19 protein-coding genes and 1 pseudogene are annotated in these 16,216 nt (G+C 54.8%); 8 read left to right on the forward strand and 12 right to left on the reverse strand.

Annotated elements, in window-relative coordinates:
• Positions 1 to 23 precede the first annotated feature (23 nt).
• The 3 genes from uspE to JZ655_RS09600 all read right to left on the reverse strand — a co-directional run bounded on the left by uspE (position 24) and on the right by JZ655_RS09600 (position 1,738).
• On the reverse strand, positions 24 to 974 hold the full coding sequence (gene uspE, locus JZ655_RS09590; RefSeq protein WP_207293662.1) for a universal stress protein UspE: 951 nt from the start codon (positions 972 to 974) through the stop codon (positions 24 to 26).
• Between the two features lie 234 nt (positions 975 to 1,208).
• Positions 1,209 to 1,487: a biofilm development regulator YmgB/AriR family protein gene (locus tag JZ655_RS09595; RefSeq protein WP_046887241.1), complete on the reverse strand. Its 279-nt coding sequence runs from the start codon at positions 1,485 to 1,487 to the stop codon at positions 1,209 to 1,211.
• 11 nt (positions 1,488 to 1,498) lie between these two features.
• Positions 1,499 to 1,738: a hypothetical protein gene (locus JZ655_RS09600; RefSeq protein ID WP_046887242.1), complete on the reverse strand. Its 240-nt coding sequence runs from the start codon at positions 1,736 to 1,738 to the stop codon at positions 1,499 to 1,501.
• A gap of 476 nt (positions 1,739 to 2,214) precedes the next feature.
• Between JZ655_RS09600 and JZ655_RS21355 the strand changes: the two genes are divergently transcribed.
• Entirely contained in the window at positions 2,215 to 2,349 is a 135-nt protein-coding gene (locus JZ655_RS21355; protein WP_242637309.1) for a hypothetical protein, read from the forward strand.
• Between the two features lie 125 nt (positions 2,350 to 2,474).
• Here the strand turns inward: JZ655_RS21355 and fnr are convergent, their stop codons facing one another.
• The 5 genes from fnr to JZ655_RS09625 all read right to left on the reverse strand — a co-directional run bounded on the left by fnr (position 2,475) and on the right by JZ655_RS09625 (position 8,258).
• Positions 2,475 to 3,227 carry a fumarate/nitrate reduction transcriptional regulator Fnr gene (fnr, locus tag JZ655_RS09605; protein WP_040075840.1) on the reverse strand — a complete coding sequence of 251 codons (753 nt, stop codon included), beginning with the start codon at positions 3,225 to 3,227 and terminating at the stop codon, positions 2,475 to 2,477.
• A gap of 183 nt (positions 3,228 to 3,410) precedes the next feature.
• Positions 3,411 to 3,926 carry a methylated-DNA--[protein]-cysteine S-methyltransferase gene (ogt, locus tag JZ655_RS09610; RefSeq protein WP_207293663.1) on the reverse strand — a complete coding sequence of 172 codons (516 nt, stop codon included), beginning with the start codon at positions 3,924 to 3,926 and terminating at the stop codon, positions 3,411 to 3,413.
• A gap of 10 nt (positions 3,927 to 3,936) precedes the next feature.
• The gene (abgT, locus tag JZ655_RS09615; RefSeq protein ID WP_207293664.1) at positions 3,937 to 5,463 is read right to left on the reverse strand and encodes a p-aminobenzoyl-glutamate transporter; all 1,527 of its coding nucleotides are present in this window, start codon (positions 5,461 to 5,463) and stop codon (positions 3,937 to 3,939) included.
• Positions 5,464 to 5,502: 39 nt separating this feature from the next.
• The gene (locus JZ655_RS09620; RefSeq protein WP_207293665.1) at positions 5,503 to 6,948 is read right to left on the reverse strand and encodes a M20 family metallopeptidase; all 1,446 of its coding nucleotides are present in this window, start codon (positions 6,946 to 6,948) and stop codon (positions 5,503 to 5,505) included.
• Complete coding sequence (locus JZ655_RS09625; protein WP_207293666.1) at positions 6,948 to 8,258, reverse strand: M20 family metallo-hydrolase; 1,311 nt, start codon at positions 8,256 to 8,258, stop codon at positions 6,948 to 6,950. The genes JZ655_RS09620 and JZ655_RS09625 overlap by 1 nt, the downstream gene beginning before the upstream one ends.
• Before the next feature lie 175 nt (positions 8,259 to 8,433).
• Between JZ655_RS09625 and JZ655_RS09630 the strand changes: the two genes are divergently transcribed.
• Together JZ655_RS09630 and smrA are read left to right on the forward strand one after the other, a co-directional pair.
• Positions 8,434 to 9,357 (forward strand): LysR family transcriptional regulator, encoded by a 924-nt coding sequence (locus JZ655_RS09630; protein WP_207293667.1) that lies wholly within the window; start codon positions 8,434 to 8,436, stop codon positions 9,355 to 9,357.
• 341 nt (positions 9,358 to 9,698) lie between these two features.
• A complete protein-coding gene (gene smrA / locus JZ655_RS09635; protein ID WP_207293668.1) occupies positions 9,699 to 10,262 on the forward strand; it encodes a DNA endonuclease SmrA in 564 nt (187 codons plus the stop codon).
• Here the strand turns inward: smrA and JZ655_RS09640 are convergent.
• Complete coding sequence (locus JZ655_RS09640) at positions 10,259 to 10,870, reverse strand: LysE family translocator (protein ID WP_207293669.1); 612 nt, start codon at positions 10,868 to 10,870, stop codon at positions 10,259 to 10,261. The two genes, smrA and JZ655_RS09640, sit on opposite strands and share 4 nt — an antisense overlap.
• 111 nt (positions 10,871 to 10,981) lie before the next feature.
• Here JZ655_RS09640 and JZ655_RS09645 point away from each other — a divergent pair.
• Both JZ655_RS09645 and JZ655_RS09650 read left to right on the forward strand, forming a co-directional pair.
• Positions 10,982 to 11,879 (forward strand): annotated as a pseudogene (locus JZ655_RS09645) (LysR substrate-binding domain-containing protein).
• Positions 11,869 to 12,819 (forward strand): zinc-dependent alcohol dehydrogenase family protein, encoded by a 951-nt coding sequence (locus JZ655_RS09650; protein ID WP_207293670.1) that lies wholly within the window; start codon positions 11,869 to 11,871, stop codon positions 12,817 to 12,819. The pseudogene JZ655_RS09645 and the gene JZ655_RS09650 overlap by 11 nt, the downstream one beginning before the upstream one ends.
• A 3-nt stretch (positions 12,820 to 12,822) precedes the next feature.
• Here the strand turns inward: JZ655_RS09650 and JZ655_RS09655 are convergent, their stop codons facing one another.
• Positions 12,823 to 13,860 (reverse strand): AI-2E family transporter, encoded by a 1,038-nt coding sequence (locus tag JZ655_RS09655; RefSeq protein ID WP_207293671.1) that lies wholly within the window; start codon positions 13,858 to 13,860, stop codon positions 12,823 to 12,825.
• A gap of 129 nt (positions 13,861 to 13,989) precedes the next feature.
• On the opposite strand from JZ655_RS09655, the gene JZ655_RS21620 reads away from it, so the two are divergent.
• The 3 genes from JZ655_RS21620 to mdtI all read left to right on the forward strand — a co-directional run bounded on the left by JZ655_RS21620 (position 13,990) and on the right by mdtI (position 14,956).
• Complete coding sequence (locus JZ655_RS21620) at positions 13,990 to 14,160, forward strand: protein YdgV (RefSeq protein WP_425352478.1); 171 nt, start codon at positions 13,990 to 13,992, stop codon at positions 14,158 to 14,160.
• A gap of 117 nt (positions 14,161 to 14,277) precedes the next feature.
• Positions 14,278 to 14,640: a multidrug/spermidine efflux SMR transporter subunit MdtJ gene (gene mdtJ, locus JZ655_RS09660; protein ID WP_207293672.1), complete on the forward strand. Its 363-nt coding sequence runs from the start codon at positions 14,278 to 14,280 to the stop codon at positions 14,638 to 14,640.
• A complete protein-coding gene (mdtI, locus tag JZ655_RS09665) occupies positions 14,627 to 14,956 on the forward strand; it encodes a multidrug/spermidine efflux SMR transporter subunit MdtI (protein WP_040075825.1) in 330 nt (109 codons plus the stop codon). Before mdtJ ends, mdtI begins: the two co-directional genes overlap by 14 nt.
• Positions 14,957 to 15,131: 175 nt before the next feature.
• On the opposite strand, the gene JZ655_RS09670 is transcribed toward mdtI, so the two are convergent.
• Both JZ655_RS09670 and ydgU read right to left on the reverse strand, forming a co-directional pair.
• Complete coding sequence (locus JZ655_RS09670; protein ID WP_046887254.1) at positions 15,132 to 15,953, reverse strand: trypsin-like serine peptidase; 822 nt, start codon at positions 15,951 to 15,953, stop codon at positions 15,132 to 15,134.
• Positions 15,954 to 16,054: 101 nt separating this feature from the next.
• The gene (ydgU, locus tag JZ655_RS21700; RefSeq protein ID WP_458675289.1) at positions 16,055 to 16,138 is read right to left on the reverse strand and encodes a small membrane protein YdgU; all 84 of its coding nucleotides are present in this window, start codon (positions 16,136 to 16,138) and stop codon (positions 16,055 to 16,057) included.
• Positions 16,139 to 16,216 lie beyond the last annotated feature (78 nt).

The raw sequence follows: 16,216 nt of genomic DNA on the forward strand, positions 1-16,216 counted from the left end.
CATTGCGGCGGGCTTTTTCATCTCTAGTCGTCCTCTTCGTCATCCAGCTCAACCGGCGTCTGATACTGATCCGGTTTAATGACCAACAGGTCGCAGCGCAGATGGTCAATTACCTGTTCCGCCGTGTTACCGAGGAAGGCTGCGGAGATACCGGTGCGACCCACGGTACCTAAGACCACAATCCCCGCCTGGAGATGTTCCGCCAGATCCGGTATCACCTCTTCCGGCAATCCTTTCTCTACATGGGTGAGCTTTTCATCAATACCAAATTTCTGCCGTAGGGCCTTCATGGCCAGCAAGTGCTGTCCACGAATGGCATCGTTATAAACGCTGGGATCAAATTCCGGTAATTCGATGGCGATATTGATAGGGGTAACGGGATAAGCACCGACCAGATGCACTTCGGTATGGTTAACCTGCTCGGCGAGTTGGATGGTCTCTTTAAGCAGTTTCTCGTTCAGAGAGTTGTGATAGTCCTCTTCACTGGCGAGATTCACGGCGACTACGGCTTTGCCGCCTTCTGGCCACGGCTGATCTTTTACCATCCAGACCGGGCAAGGGCATTTACGCAACAAGTGCCAGTCGGTCGGGGTGAAGATCACGGCTTCAAGTTTGTCATGCTGGTGGGCCATTTTCAGCAGTAAATCATGCTCGCCCGCGATGACTTCCTGAATAATGGCCTCGAATGGGCGGTTATGCCAGACCACTTTGATATCGATAGGCACGCCGGCTTCAAGATAATATTTTGCCTGCTCGCGGATCCACGCGGTTCGCTGACTGATCACTCCCTGACGCATAGCGGTGCGCTCGTCAGGCGACAGAAGGGTGGTCATTTCGTAAGAGAAGTCATAGATCGGCAAAAACGCTTTGATTTTGCCACCAATCCGTTGATGTAAATAGACAGCTCTTCGTAACGCTGGTTGATCGTCCTGATTAGGATCGATGGCCACCAGCGTGTTTTGATACTTTGCCATACAGGTCTCCTTACAACTGTCACCACAGTCTGTAATTCAAAGAGTAACCCATATATGTGGAATGAAACAGGGGGGAAGTTTTCGTCAGATCAATAAATCAGGAAATTTTACTTCCACGCCGGTTTCCCTGTGATATCACGGGTTTTAATGGTTTTAGCCGTTCACCCAAAAGTGAAAAAGCCCACTGGATGGGGCTTTTTGCCGTATTTATTTTCAGACGTTTTTCCTGGGTTCCTAGATATCATCGCGGGTATACCCGACAACGATTTCAAGCGTATTGCGAATGATATCGCAGGCTTCAGGATCCGTGGTCACATCAAGCGCATGTATCAGTTGCAAGATTAGCTCTTTATTAGACAGGCTCTCTCCACACACCATCATGCAGCGAATGGCGGCACCAAGAACCGCAGCTTCATCCTGCAGTGACCCCCCCGCCGTACTAAAATGTTGAGCCAGTCCGCGGTCATGCAGGGCATCAAAAAGGTAAGTGTGCTGAGTGCTGACATTATTCATGGAATTCTCTCTTAACGATCAAAAAACAGGGCGATGAGACTGTTGTAATGCGCGATTTCATCTTCATCAGTCGCCATCTCAATTTTGCCAAGCAGCTTCGAGCAAATAGTCATACGACTAAGTTGTACACGTTCTTTTAAAATCTCACTGACGATCGCACCCAGCGTCTCTTCCGGCGTTGGGAGCATTTTTTTATTGAAATAGACTACCAGAGCAGCTTCAGCTGCTGATCTTGCGCGATTGTGACGCATTTAATCCGCCAGTTAGTTATTAGCCCAGAGTTGGAATGACCTAAATCTAAACTAGTCGCGCAAATCTGTACAGTGGTGTTGTACAACTTTTTTCGTCTTTACCTGGTTTTGTGATGTCCATAGCTCGTTCGGGTATTCATGTATGGCACACGAGAAGAGTGAAAAATAAAAAAGTGTAAACGATAATATGAGGGAATTATTGCAAAGGGAATGTTTATATATCTTTAAACGCTACAATTTCAATAAGATGGAATTAAGTGGCTGCCGATTCGCTCGAATATATAGTAAGCAGAACTTATACTTTCAATGCAGCACAAGCTGTAGACCCTACTGGAGTTTCAAATGAAATCCATACTCTCTAGCGTAAATAAAGAGCAGCCTAAACAGCCGCAAAAGATGCCTGATGATAAACAGGGCAACAAACAACAACCGAGCAAAAGTAAATAGCTCAAGCTATCCTGTCTGACGGAGGCGTAATGGCTGATCGTCCTGATTTAATTGATCCTTTACCAGAAGATGACACCATTCCTGGTGATGATGTGCCTGATGTGCCAGATGTGAATGACCCGCTGGCGCCTGAAGATCCGGATGGTGTGAACAAACCACTCTGATCGGCTCGCATCTAAACCGCCTTCGGGCGGTTTTTTGCTGGGTGAAGTAAAGGGGAGGAGGAAATACAAGAAGAGCCCGACCAATAATATCGCATTACCGATCGGGTATAACGTTTAAACAGGCGTTACGCGACGTTACGCGTATGGCCGGCCAGTACCGCCAGCGCTTCACCGTTTTCGATGGTGATATATTTACCTTTCACCGCCAGCATGCCGCTTTTCTGGAAACGACCCAGCAGACGGGAGATCGTCTCTACGGTGAGCCCCAGATAGTTACCGATATCGCCACGCGTCATGGTCAGACGGAACTCGCGTGGTGAGAATCCTCGCTCGGCAAAACGGCGAGAGAGGTTATAGATAAAGGCCGCCAGGCGCTCTTCGGCATTCTTCTTGGACAGCAGCAGGATCATATCCTGATCGCCTTTGATTTCGCCGCTCATCAAACGCATCATTTGCTGACGCAGGCTCGGCATTTTGCCTGACAGGTCATCCAGAGTCTCGAACGGGATTTCACACACCATTGAGGTTTCCAGCGCCTGCGCAAAGCTTGGGTGATGGCCCGTACCGATAGCATCAAATCCAACCAAATCGCCGGCCAGGTGGAAGCCGGTGATCTGCTCGTCGCCCTGTTCGGTAATGGTGTAGCTCTTGATGGTGCCAGAGCGGATAGCGTAGAGGGATTTGAGTTCGTCGCCGGCTTTGAACAGCGTCTGACCTTTCTGAATCGGCTTTTTACGCTCGATAATATTATCTAGCTGGTCGAGTTCATGCTCATTCAGCGTAAAAGGGATACAGAGCTGGCTGATGCTGCAATCCTGACAGTGAATAGCACAACCGCCAGACTGAATGCGTCGAATAATTCGCTTTTCCGGGATCATAGGTATGCTCAAGCCTTAATTGATATTGGTCAATTTTAACATCTTTTTGGGGCTGGCGTAAGCCTGGTAAACCATCAATAAAGGCAAGAAAAGGGCATGCAGAGGCATCTTCTTGAAATTCCACAGAATGATTGAGGAAATGCCCCCTAAGACGAGGAAATTTAAGCACTAAAAGCCTGGTATTTACAACAGCAAGTAACCCTCGTGGCGCAATAACCACTCCTTACGTTGCACCCCGCCAGCATAGCCAGTCAGGGTGCCGTTACGCCCAATAACGCGATGACACGGCACCACAATACTGACCGGGTTTGAACCGTTGGCCGCGCCAACCGCACGGGCGGCGCCTGGGCGTCCAAGCAGCGCAGCAAGCTGACCATAATGCATTACCTGGCCGCAGGGGATCTGCCGTAGCGCTTTCCAGACTTCGTGCTGGAACGGCGTACCCGCAGTGGCGGTAGGCAGGTCATCAATGATGCTGAGTTCACCCTCAAACCAGGCGGTGAGCTTATCGCTCAGGCCGCCCGGATTGCTGGCGCCGATACGCTCGTAGCCTTGCGAGCGATAGTGGATATTGAGCAGTTCGACCATGCGGTCGCTGTGTTCTTCCCACTCTACGGCGCGAAGACAACCCTGCTCGTCCGCCAGAATCCACAGAGGCCCCAGCGGGGTCGCAATTTTGTCTTCGAGTAATCTCAGCATCCTGTTTTCCTTAGTTCAGACGTGGGTAAACCCCCGGCCCAATGGGCAGGCCGACAAGATACCATGCCACCAGCATCAGCAACCATACCCCTAAAAAGATAAGCGGATAGGGTAATACCAGCGAATAGTAGGTACCCAATTTCGCCTCAGGTTTATACCGTTGCAGGAAGCCTAAAAACAGCGGCACGAAGGGTGAAACAGGCGCCAGCGGGATCACCGACGAATCTGCCACGCGGAAGAGAATTTGCGCAAACGCCGGATGGAAGCCCAGCAGCATAAACATCGGGACAAAAATCGGTGCCAGAATCGACCAGATTGCCGAGCCGCTGGCGATAAACATGCAGAGCAGAGAGGATAAAAGCGCCAGCCCGACAAAGGCAGGGACGCCGCTCAGACCGGCTGATTCAAGAATATCGGTCAGGCCTACCGCCATAAATTTGCCCATGTTGCTCCAGTTGAACATGGCAACGAACTGGGCCAGCGGGAAGACCATCACGATAAAACCGGCCATCTCTTTCATGGGCTCGATCATCAACTGCGGCAGGTCGGCCTGACGGCGGATTTTGCCCACCGCAATGCCATACGCCAGCGAGACCACAAAGAAGAAGAGAATGATCAGCGGCACGATGCCCTTAATGAAGGGTGAGGGCAGGACGGTATGCTGTACCGGGTCACGCAGAATGCCGTTTTCGGGTACCACCATCAGGGCAATCAGGCCAATAAACAGCAGTGAGACTACGCCAGCCACCCGCAGACCAAAACGCTGCGCGGGCGATAAGGTATCGAGTTTCTCCTCGCTGCTGCCTTGCCACTCACCGAGGCGCGGCTCCACAATTTTATCGGTGATCAGCCCACCCACGAGGGTAAGGAGGATGACGGAGCTGGCCATAAAGTACCAGTTGTCGATCACGCTGACGTGGAGTGATGCGTCCAGGGTTTTGGCCGCTTCAGTACTGATGCCCGAGAGCAGGACGTCGGTGGTCACGATCAAGAGATTAGCCGTAAAGCCACAGCCCACGCCGGCGATAGCCGCCAGCAACCCCGCCACCGGATGACGGCCGACGGCCAGGAGGATCAGCGCCCCCATCGGCGGCATGATTACCAGCGCGGCATCCGAGGAAATATGGCTAAAGAAGGCGATAAACAACACCATATAGCTGGCGTAACGTGCACTGACGTGCGACGCCATTTTTACCATCAGCGCTGGCAGCAGCCCCGATCGCTCTGCCAGCCCGGCCCCCAGCACCAGCGCCAGAATCGCCCCCAGCGGGGCAAAGCCGCTGAAGTTTTTAATCACATTGGGCAAAAACCAGTGCAGCCCCTCTACGCTCAACAGGTTTTTTACGGCCACCATGCTGCCATCGGCCGGGTTGCGGGCACTGACGCCAAAGGCGGAGAGTGCGGCAGTGGCCACCATCAAAATCACAATCAAGTAGATGAACAGCAGGAAAGGGTGCGGCACTTTGTTGCCGACTCTTTCGACCCAACCATAGAGCTTACCGGATGGGGAATGCGAAGGTATGGAAGACATACTCATGGGCGTTCCTCGAACGTATTGGATGTTGTGTTGTGTTTATTATTTTAAAGGTGACGGTGTCACGCCGTGTGGAATCGGGCAGACATACGGTGTGTCGGCCACCATTTTTTCGAACTCCTCACGGCACGCCTGCAGCAGGGAACGATCCTGCAACAGGGAGAGCGCGGTCGCACCCATGACTTTCGCAGCCAGCAGCATCCCCTTATGTGCCATCGAGGTGCGCCCCTGGGCCACCAGCTGCCAGGTGTGCAACGGGGTGCCTACGGTAAAGCAGGGGCTGAAGCACTGCGCCACCGGCATCTTCCAGCTCACGTCGCCCACATCGGTCGAGCCCGCCAGGACGTTGTCGGTGACGGCATAGGGGGCCACCTCGTCTACCAGCAGGGTCTGCTGCTGTCGACGGGCAAAGGTTTTACCGGCCTCACCCCCGGTGGCGGCTATATTTTTCAGACTGTTGTGCAGATCGTTATCGGTAAGGGTGGCGCGGATCTCCGCTGCGAAGGCCCGCTCTTCATCACTCCACTGGGGCGTACCGTAATGGGTGAGAGCAGAATACATCGCGGCCTCCAGCGTGCGATTAGGCAAGTAGCTGGAGCAGGCTTTGTCGAAGCGCTGCTCGACGGTGGTTTCGGTCATCAGCGCCGCGCCTTGCGCAATCTTCTCGATACGCTGGTAGATCTGCTGCGCATCGGCCATCTCCGGCGCGCGAATGAGATAGAGCACTTCGGCCTGCGCCTGTACCACGTTCGGCGAGATACCCCCGGTATCGGTAATAGCGTAATGGACGCGGGCTTTTTCGATAATGTGTTCATTAAGGAAGTTTGTGCCGGTAGTCATCAGCGTCACGGCATCAAGGGCGCTGCGACCCAGATGAGGCGAGTTGGCGGCATGCGCCGCTATACCCTGGAAGCGCCAGGCGGCCTGGATATTTGCCAGGGTGCTGACGTTGAACATGCCAGCAAAAGCCTCCGGATGCCAGGTGACGGCGGCATCCACATCATCGAACAGCCCTTCGCGTACCATAAAGGTTTTGCCGGAGCCACCCTCTTCGCCAGGGCAGCCGTAGAAGCGCACGGTACCTCTGCCGCCGTGTTGCTCGAGCCAGCTTTTCACCGCAACGGCACCCGCCAGGGCGGCAGTGCCGAGCAAATTATGGCCGCACCCGTGGCCGTTCGCGCCGGGGGCGTCACTCTGCTGAGTGGCACAACCCGCGCGCTGGCTAAGGCCTGCCAGCGCATCATACTCCCCCAGTAGCGCGATAACCGGTTTACCGCTGCCGAAGCTGGCAATAAAGGCATTGGGAATATCGCCGGGGGTGCGGGTTACGCTAAACCCCGCCTCCTGCAGCGCCGTGGCCAGCCGTTCGGCCGACCAGAACTCTTCAAAACGCGTTTCCGGATGATCCCAGATATCGTCAGCCATGTCGGTAAATTGCTGAGCCCGTGTTTCGATCGCATCGTCGATAAAGCGGTAAATCGCCTCCATCACACACCTCGCGCCCACGGAAAATTGAGCGCAGTACGCGCCAGGGTTTCGACCGCGATCTGCATGATCTGCTCATCGAAATCGAATTTTTCGTTGTGATGTCCGGCGCTGAGGGAGGTGCCAAAGACCATATAAGATGCCAGACCGCCGTTCTGCTGCACCCGGGCCATCATCAGGGTGGCATCTTCTGAGCCCGCCGGCGCAGCCACCTTATCAAGCACCTGTTCAACGCCAGCTACCTGAGAGGTTTGCTCTCGCAGGTAGTCGACCCATGCGGGGGATGGCGAACTCGAGGTGGCAGCGCCCATCAGGCGCATCTCGCTCTGTACGCCATACATCGCCGTTGCGCCGTCGATAACTGATTTTGCCCGTTCAAAAACATACTGGTTAATAGCCTCGGTCTCGCCGCGGGTCTCCACCTTAAGCAGGGCGGTGGTGGGCACCACGTTACGACCGGTACCTGCCTGCATCACGCCAACATTCACCCGGGAAGCGCCTTCGCTGTGCGGCGCAATAGCGTGCAGACCCAGGGCAGCCTGCGCGGCGGCGAGCAGGGCATTGCGACCCTCTTCCGGTTTGCCGCCGGCGTGCGCCGCCACACCGGTAAAGCGTACGTCGAATTTGGTGGTGGCCATAAAGTTATCGCTACCGCAAATCACCGTGCCCGCCGGCACGCCCGTGCCGATATGGATGGCGGTAAAGTAATCCACACCGTCCAGCGCGCCGGCGGCGACCATCGCCCGGGCCCCGCGCGTACCTTCTTCCGCAGGCTGGAAGATCAGCTTAATGGTGCCGTTAAGCTGCGCCTCGTTCTCTTTCAGGAGATGGGCCAGACCGAGACCGATAGTGGTGTGGCCATCGTGTCCGCAGGCGTGCATCATGCCCGCGTTACAAGAGGCAAAACCTTCCCGGTAAGGGCGGTGTTCCTCATGCAGGGCTTCGTCGAGATCCAGCGCATCCATATCTACCCGGTAGGCAAGCGTCGGGCCAGGACGGCCAGTCTGGAGGGTAGCCACGATTCCGGTAAAACCGCCTTCGAAAGCGCTCAGCCATTTTTCCGGCGCCCCCTGCGCACGGGCGCGCGCAAATTCACGGGCAAGGGTTGCTTCATCCGGCAGGCCCATCCGGCTGTCGGCGTCCACAACGTCACGGCCCAGGGCCAGTTCATATCCTAGCCGATCAAGAATTTCAGCCACTTTTGCGGCGGTACGAAACTCCACCCAGCCGGATTCGGCATAGTGGTGGAAATCGCGCCGCCATGCGGTTAGTTGCGGAGATAACGTCTCAAGGTAGTGCGCTAATGCCTGCATCGTGTTTCCTGTCATCATTAGATTATGTGAACTCCCTCACGGTGTGATAGTTTTTACTTATCACTCACTGCTTTTTCACAGATTTAACCTTTCGGGAATTACCCTGACACAATCATTTCCATTAAAGTAGATGACAGTTTCTTTTCTCTGATAAACAACGGTTATCGGTGCAGCTATGACATTTCATGTAAAATTTCATCAAATTCGGGCCTTTGTGGAAGTGGCGCGTCAGGGGAGCATTCGCGGTGCCAGCCGGGTATTGAATCTGTCGCAACCGGCGTTGACGAAATCAATTAAAGAGCTTGAAGAGGGGATTGCCGCCCAGCTTTTTATCCGCCGCAGTAAAGGGGTGGCGCTGACCGAATGTGGCGAGAGCTTCTATCACCATGCCAGTCTCATTCTGGAGGAGTTGCGTTCAGCGCAAGAGGACATTTTGCAACGTCAGGGGAAACTCGCGGGGCAGATTAACATCGGCATGGGGGCCAGCGTGGCACGTCTGCTGATGCCCGGGGTGATTAGTCGCTTTCATCAGCAACACCCGCAGGTGAAGGTGCGCATCATGGAAGGCCAGCTGGTGTCGATGATCAATGAATTAAGGCAGGGTGAACTGGATTTTACTATCAATACCTATTACCGGGGACCTTACGATCACGAATTTAGTTTTGAAAAACTTTTTGAGAAGCCTTTTGCAATATTCTGCCGGGCGGGGCATCCGGCGTTGGGCGCAACATCGATAAGCGAATTGTTAAAATACAGCTGGACGATGCCCACACCGCGAGGCAGTTATTATAAACAGTTGGAAGAAGTTTTTATTAATCGAGAACAATTCCCAAATATCGGCGTTGTATGCGAAACATTCTCATCCAGTATTAGTCTGGTGGCGCAAAGTGATTTTTTGAGCATATTACCGCAGGAGTTGGGGTGTGACCCGCTGCTGGCAAACCGGCTGGTGATGCTCCCGGTCAAAGAGACGCTGCCGAAGGCAACCTACTACCTCATCCAGCGCCGTGACACGCGCCAGACGCCGCTGACGACATCGTTGATCACGCAGTTCCGCCGGCATGCGAGGCAGATAAATAGTATGGCGGACGAAGGATAAAAAAATAGAGCCTGTCGACATCCAACAGACTCTACAGTACCCACAGCAATGCTCCACATGCATACACTGCTTAATCATTCCTTGTGCAGATGGATGCATTTATAACTGTTATCCTGGAATAAATAAAGGAAATAACGCATTCAGTGTCACAATTTTTATATTGGGGCTCGGTATTAACTATTATTAAATTTGACTTAAGTGGCGATTAAGGGGTCGGTTACTTTACTTATTTAACTTTTATTTTTATTTCACGGCAGCGTTATATTCGCCTTACCCCTGCCCATTGAGCCATCTATACTACCCAGGTATAGTAAGGGGTCAGTAGAAGCAGGAGGATTGCCATGAAACCCGATGATAGATCGCTTTTCCTTGATGCGATGCAGGACGTCCAGCCTCTGAAACGCTGCACCGATATCCACTGGCAGCCCGCCCCAAAAGCGCGTGACAAACAGTCGCTCGATCTGGAACAGCTCGATAACTTTTTGACCACCGGCTATCTCGATATTCTTCCGCTTGCAGAGCCGCTGGCCTATCAGCGCGAAGGTATCCAGCAGGGCGTAGTCGAGAAGCTACGTCTGGGGAAATATCCGCGCCAGGCCAGCCTTTCGCTGTTGCGCACCCCTGTAGAGCAGTGCCGTCAACGGCTGTTTAGCTTCATCTGTCAGGCCGAGCGGGAGGGGCTTCGTAACCTTATCATCGTGCACGGTAAAGGCCGTGAGGCGGATTCTCACGCCAACATCGTGCGCAGCTATCTGGCTCGCTGGCTGACGGAATTCGAGGCGGTTCAGGCTTTCTGCCCCGCGCAGCCTCATCATGGCGGCAGCGGAGCCTGCTATGTCGCATTGCGCAAGTCCAGCGAAGCCAAACTCGACACGCGCGAACGCCATGCCAAACGGAGCCGCTAAAGCACATTGAACGCGGCCTGACTGTTTAGCGCCAGGCCTGAAAGGGCCACGCCCGTTAAAAACAGCGGCGTCAGCCGATTCACCACCGGGAGGGAGCGGGCAGGTAAACAGCGGCGGACGCTCAGGATCCAGAGCGACAGAATCAGCAGATCCAGAATCACCCAGCCCAGCGTAAGCAGGGTTACGCTCAGCGCAAAATCGGGTGTTACGCGAATAAACTGTGGGAAAAAGGCGGCAAAGAAGAGGATGTCTTTGGGATTGGCGATAGCGGTGAAAAAACCCACCCCAAATCCCCCGCGGCGAGGCTCGTCATGGGCCTCTGTGCCGCCTTGCCGCCACAGATCCGCCGCCAGCCAACCGAGATAGAGAGAACACGCCACGCCCGCCAGCGGAAGCGAGAGGGGATGAATGCGCACCGCTCCGCTCAGCATCACTACCGCCCCGACAATCAACATGAGCGACGCAAGATTACTCCCCGCAACGGTGATAAAGGCCGGGCGGTACCCCTGACGAAGCGCCGTATGGGTGACAAGCGCCACGACCGGACCCGGCGTAATCAATAACAGCACCACCGAAAAGAGATACGTCGCGAACAAGCTGATAACCATCACTGCCTCCGGGTAAACAAAGTGAGTGGGGAGTGTCGGCAAAAGCTGGGGAATTGAAAAACGGAAAATCCTGCGATTAAATGTGAGTAAAACTCATCATGGAAGATCGCGATGTCCTCACCCCTTCCGCCCTTATATGCGCTGCGCGCCTTTGATATCGCCTGCGCTGCAGGGCTCTTACACCCGCGCCGCCGAGGCGTTGCACGTTACCCCTGGCGCCATCAGTCGCCACATCCGCACCCTGGAGGCGCATTTCCATTGCCAACTGTTCCTGCGTAAAGGGCCCCGCGTCGAGTTAACCGATGCGGGACGAGCGCTGGCCAGCCAGTTACGTGCCGGATTTGTCGCGCTTGAAAGCGCCTGTGATGCCTTTCGTACTGCCCGTCACTGCCTGCGCCTGAAGGCACCTACCACCCTGACGGTCAACTGGTTGCTTCAGGCGCTGAAAGGCTTTCATGAACGCCATAGCTTACCGGAGGTGCAGGTCTCCAGCGTCTGGATGGATGTAGACCGGATCGATTTTCATCGTGAGGCTTTCGATTGCGCCATTCTGCTGGGGAACGGGCAGTTCGGCCAGCAGACCCACGCCCTGCGGCTGTTTGCGGAGCGTCTTGCCCCTGTCTGCGCACCCTCGCTGGTGGCGCAGGCGCAGCGCAATCTTCCGGGTTGCGATCTGATACATCCCTCGGCAGACCGCCGGGACTGGCGTCGTTGGCTGAAAGACACCCCGCTGGAACAGCAGGTGGATATCAGCCGCGGCCATCTCTTCGATACGCTGGAGCAGGGGAACCAGGCCGCCATCGCCGGGCATGGCGTGTCGGTGGCCGACCTGACCTTGAGTCGCCACGCGCTGGAGAAGGGGGTGCTGGCGCTGCCGTTTTCCCGCCAGGTGGTGACGGGCGATGGCTACTATCTGGTCTGGCCGGAAGACAGTCCCCGCAAGAAAGAGATCGCGACGCTGCGTCACTATCTTCTGACCTGCGTACCGGAGTGCTGCGATGAACAATAACGCGTTAACCTATCAGCGTTTTGGCGAACCCGACGCCGTGCTCAGGCTGCAGAGCGAAAATAAAGGGGCGCGTGCGGCAGATGCACTTCGGGTTGAGATGCTCTACGCCCCGGTGAACGCATCCGATTTAATTCCCATTACGGGAGCCTATCGCCATCGAATCTCCCTGCCTGCCGTGGCGGGCTATGAAGGAGTGGGTAGGGTGATAGCCGCGCCGGCTGCTTTTGGTCATCTGCTGGGGCGGCGCGTGCTGCCTCTGCGGGGAGAGGGCACCTGGCAGCAGCGAGTGGACTGCCCGGCTGCGCTGGCGATCCCGGTGCCGGATGAGGTCGGTGATACGCTGGCCGCACGAGCGTTTATCAATCCGCTGGCGGCACAATTGATGCTGAAACTTTATCCTGTAACGGGCAAACAGGTGCTGCTCACCGCCGCGGGATCAGATTGTGCCCTGTTACTGGGCCAGTGGGCGCTGGGTAGCGGCGCCCGGGCTGTCTATGGCATCCACCGTTCGCCAGCACATGCCGAACGACTCGCCGCACTGGGCATCATTCCTGTGGCGCAGGAGGATGCCGGGGCGGTTTGCCACGTCGCCGCCACTAGCGAGGGGGTATTCGATGCGACAGGAGGCGCACTGGCGCAAAGTTTGCTGGAACGAATGCCGAAAAAGGGAGTCTTTGTGAGCTATGGCCTGCTCAGCGGACAGCCCTTTACCCTGAGACACCACTACCCGCAGGTGCACTGGTTTCATGTGCGCAATACCTTTGCCACCCTGACTACCGAGCAGTGGCAGGCCGAATTTCAGTCCCTGTGGCCACGGTTGATCTCCAGCCACTCTAGCCACGCGGTGGTCTGGCCCTTTGCCAACTGGCATGATGCGCTGACGCATTATCGCCAGCCGGGGAGAGTGGGGAAACCGCTACTTAAGCTGACGGGCGCGTAAAGGTTAGCGCGATGGCTGCACATCGCTGAGCAGCACCGCAATGCTCTGCCCCCCTGCGGTCTGCTCAAGGGCGATCTTGACCATAATCGTCAACGGCACAGAGAGCAGCATGCCCACCGGCCCCAGCAGCCAGCCCCAGAAAATCAGTGATAAAAAGACCACCAGCGTAGAAAGTCCCAGCCCGCGCCCCATCATGCGCGGCTCAAGGATATTGCCAAACACGAGGTTAATCAGCAGATAGCCCGACAGCACAATCAGCGCATCGTAAAAACCGCTAAACGCCAGCACCTGAACAATGGGGGGAATAGCGGCCAATACTGATCCGATATTAGGAATGTAGTTCAACGCAAAGGCCAACAATCCCCAGACGAACGCGAAGCGGACCTCCAGCAGGGTGAGCATGCCCCAGACCACCAGCCCGGTCACGACGCTGATCGCCGTTTTCAGCACCAGGTAGTGGGTTACGCTGTCGAGCGCACGCTGGATAGCGCCCATCCCTTCAGCGGGGCGTGCCATGAGCGGCTGAAGTTTCGCCGGTAGTTGCGGCACTTCAATCAACATAAACACTACCGTCAGAAGCAGCAGGAAAATCGAGGTCATAGCATTCGAAAGCTGCGTCAGCAGATTGGTCACCAGGGTCATGGCGGCGTTGGGATCGATAAATGTTTGTAATTGTTCGATCGACACATCGATACCCACGCGGTGGAGCCAGGGATCGAGCCGTTGTAAGGGCGCCAACAACGAATCGCGGTAAACGGGCAGGGTGCGCGCCAGCTCGTTCAGTGAACTGCCCAGATATGCCAGCAGCAGGACCATGCCAAGAATAATCACGCCAATCAGGAGCGAGATAGCCAGCACGCGCGGCACGCGCAGGCGCACCATCCGCTGCACCAGCGGATTGAGTACCACGGCAATAAACAGCGCCAGAATAAAGGGAACGATAATATCGGCAGCAAAACGGATCCCGGCTAGCACGATGACCAGCATGCCCAGCATGATGACTATTTTTAATCCGTTGAGCGTGATGATAGGTTTTGCCATACGAGCTCCTGCGTTTTTTGTTAATAATAATCGCGAGGCGCAGGGAAATAAATTAACCAATATCAAACGACAAGGGTAAAGAATTGAAAAGGTATTGAGTAAATATTTGCCCTGTGATAAAAATCAGCTGTGTTTAACTACCGGAGACAATTTTCATCTGCAATGACGAGAAGCAACACCGCAGATAATTGTAATTTTATGGACAATCTGTTCAGGACGTATTTCACAGCATTTACATTTGGTTTCTCCCCCTCTTTCTCTCCGCTTGCTGGTGAGCAACACTGGCGCAACGCGCTATAGATCCCTCTCTCTGCCTGAGCTGACGCTACGCGTTTAGCTTTCTATTGCTATTTCTTTTTTTAGGTTTGCTGTTCACAGCGAGCCGCGAAGGACTCTATTCTCAAGCAGGAGAAAACCATGTTTTACTGGATCTTATTAGCTCTGGCCATTATCGCTGAAATAATCGGCACGCTGTCGATGAAATGGGCAGCAACCAGTGGTGGACATGCCGGGTTTATTTTAATGCTGGCGATGATTACGCTCTCTTATATATTTCTCTCATTTGCAGTAAAAAAAATCGCGCTGGGTGTCGCCTACGCACTCTGGGAAGGAATAGGTATTTTAATAATTACCCTTTTCAGCGTGATGCTGTTTGACGAAACCCTTTCAACGATGAAAATCGCCGGTCTGACGACCCTGGTCGCAGGCATTGTGTTGATTAAATCGGGCACCCGTAAAAGCAAAAAACAGAAAAACGAGGTGACCCATGCAGCAGTTTGAATGGATCCACGCCGCCTGGCTGGCGCTCGCCATCGTGCTGGAGATCGTCGCGAATATTTTCCTGAAGTTCTCTGACGGTTTTCGCCGCAAACTTCAGGGCCTCCTCTCTATCGCCGCCGTGCTGGGGGCCTTTAGCGCCTTGTCTCAGGCGGTCAAGGGGATCGATCTGTCGGTGGCCTATGCTCTGTGGGGCGGTTTCGGCATCGCAGCGACCTTAGCCGCGGGCTGGATCTTATTTGGTCAGCGCCTCAATCCTAAAGGCTGGGTCGGATTAGTGTTACTGATTGCCGGAATGGTGATGATAAAACTGGCCTGACTGTTCTGCTGCCTGCGAGAGCGGGCAGCGAAATTTGCCACCTGTGTTTGCTGAAAATTAGGTGTTCAAGAGGGGCATTGAAGAGCTAACTTAGTCAGCCGGCAGCGCATCTGGTACAGCAGGCCGGTGCCTGTTGACGACATCAGGCAGTAACGTATATTGCAGCTGGGGTGCATTACTCTTGCGCCAGAGCCTGTAATTTGTCGCGAAAGCCGGTGACGGAGAGCGCGCGGTTATCTGCCCGCCAGCGATCTTTCGCCGCCGGCGCCGAGCTTTGTACCCCAATCAACTGCCAGCCGCTGGCGGTTTTCAACATCAGAGGTGAACCGCTGTCACCCGGCAGGGTGTCGCACTGGTGCGAAAGAACGCTGTTTTGCGCCCAGCCGGTGACGACGCAGTCCTGGTGCGTAAAGAGCCTGTCCAGATGATCTTCCGGGTAACCTGCCTGCGTCACTTTGCGATCGGCTGCTTTCAACGCGGCGGTTAGCGCGTCCTTATCGCCGCTAAACAGTGGTAGGGGGGTGATCCCGGACGGCGGATAACGCAACACCACCAGCCCAAAGTCCCATGAAGCCGCGGCAGGGGGAACAATCCAGCCGTCGCCATCGGCCTTCAGCCGTTTGCCTAGAGAGGCATCCACCCGCCCTTCGATACCGTGTATTTCATAACGCCATAACCCTTTTTGCGACACAAAGCGCAGGGCGAGCGCTTTATCTTCTTTCCCTTTTGGCGGGGTAAGCAGACAGTGCCCGGCGGTCAGGGCCAGGCGTGGGGTAATGAGGGTGGCGGTGCAGAGGTTTCCGCTGGCGGTTTCAAGCTGTCCGATCGCATCCCAGGGGGCCTGGGTGGGATCGCTAACGCGCGTACGGTCATCATGACCAAAGAACAGCGTCTGAATTTCATCGGCATTCGCCGCGTCATCGCTGCCGTCGTCGGCATAAGAAAAACCTGATAAGAGACTTAACGTTCCCAGTAAAATCGCTGCAGATCTATGCATAGCTCACTCTGAAAGGGATAATTATGATTATTAAAGTAAACCCTGTTAAATAACTATAGACGGGACCGCAAGAAAGTGGGAGCAAAATCAGCGTGCTACATTCAGGAAAGGAAAAAACTACCGGAAATCAGCGCGCACAAAATTAGGGTGATAAGAATCAGCTCAAACCGATAGCGACGCAGCATAACGCCCTCCGGAAATAAAAACGGTGCCGGAACAGATTGCGCTCCGGCACCGGGATACTGATGTGCCCTCAGGCACGC

This window comes from Leclercia pneumoniae (assembly GCF_017348915.1).
GTDB lineage: Bacteria > Pseudomonadota > Gammaproteobacteria > Enterobacterales > Enterobacteriaceae > Enterobacter > Enterobacter pneumoniae.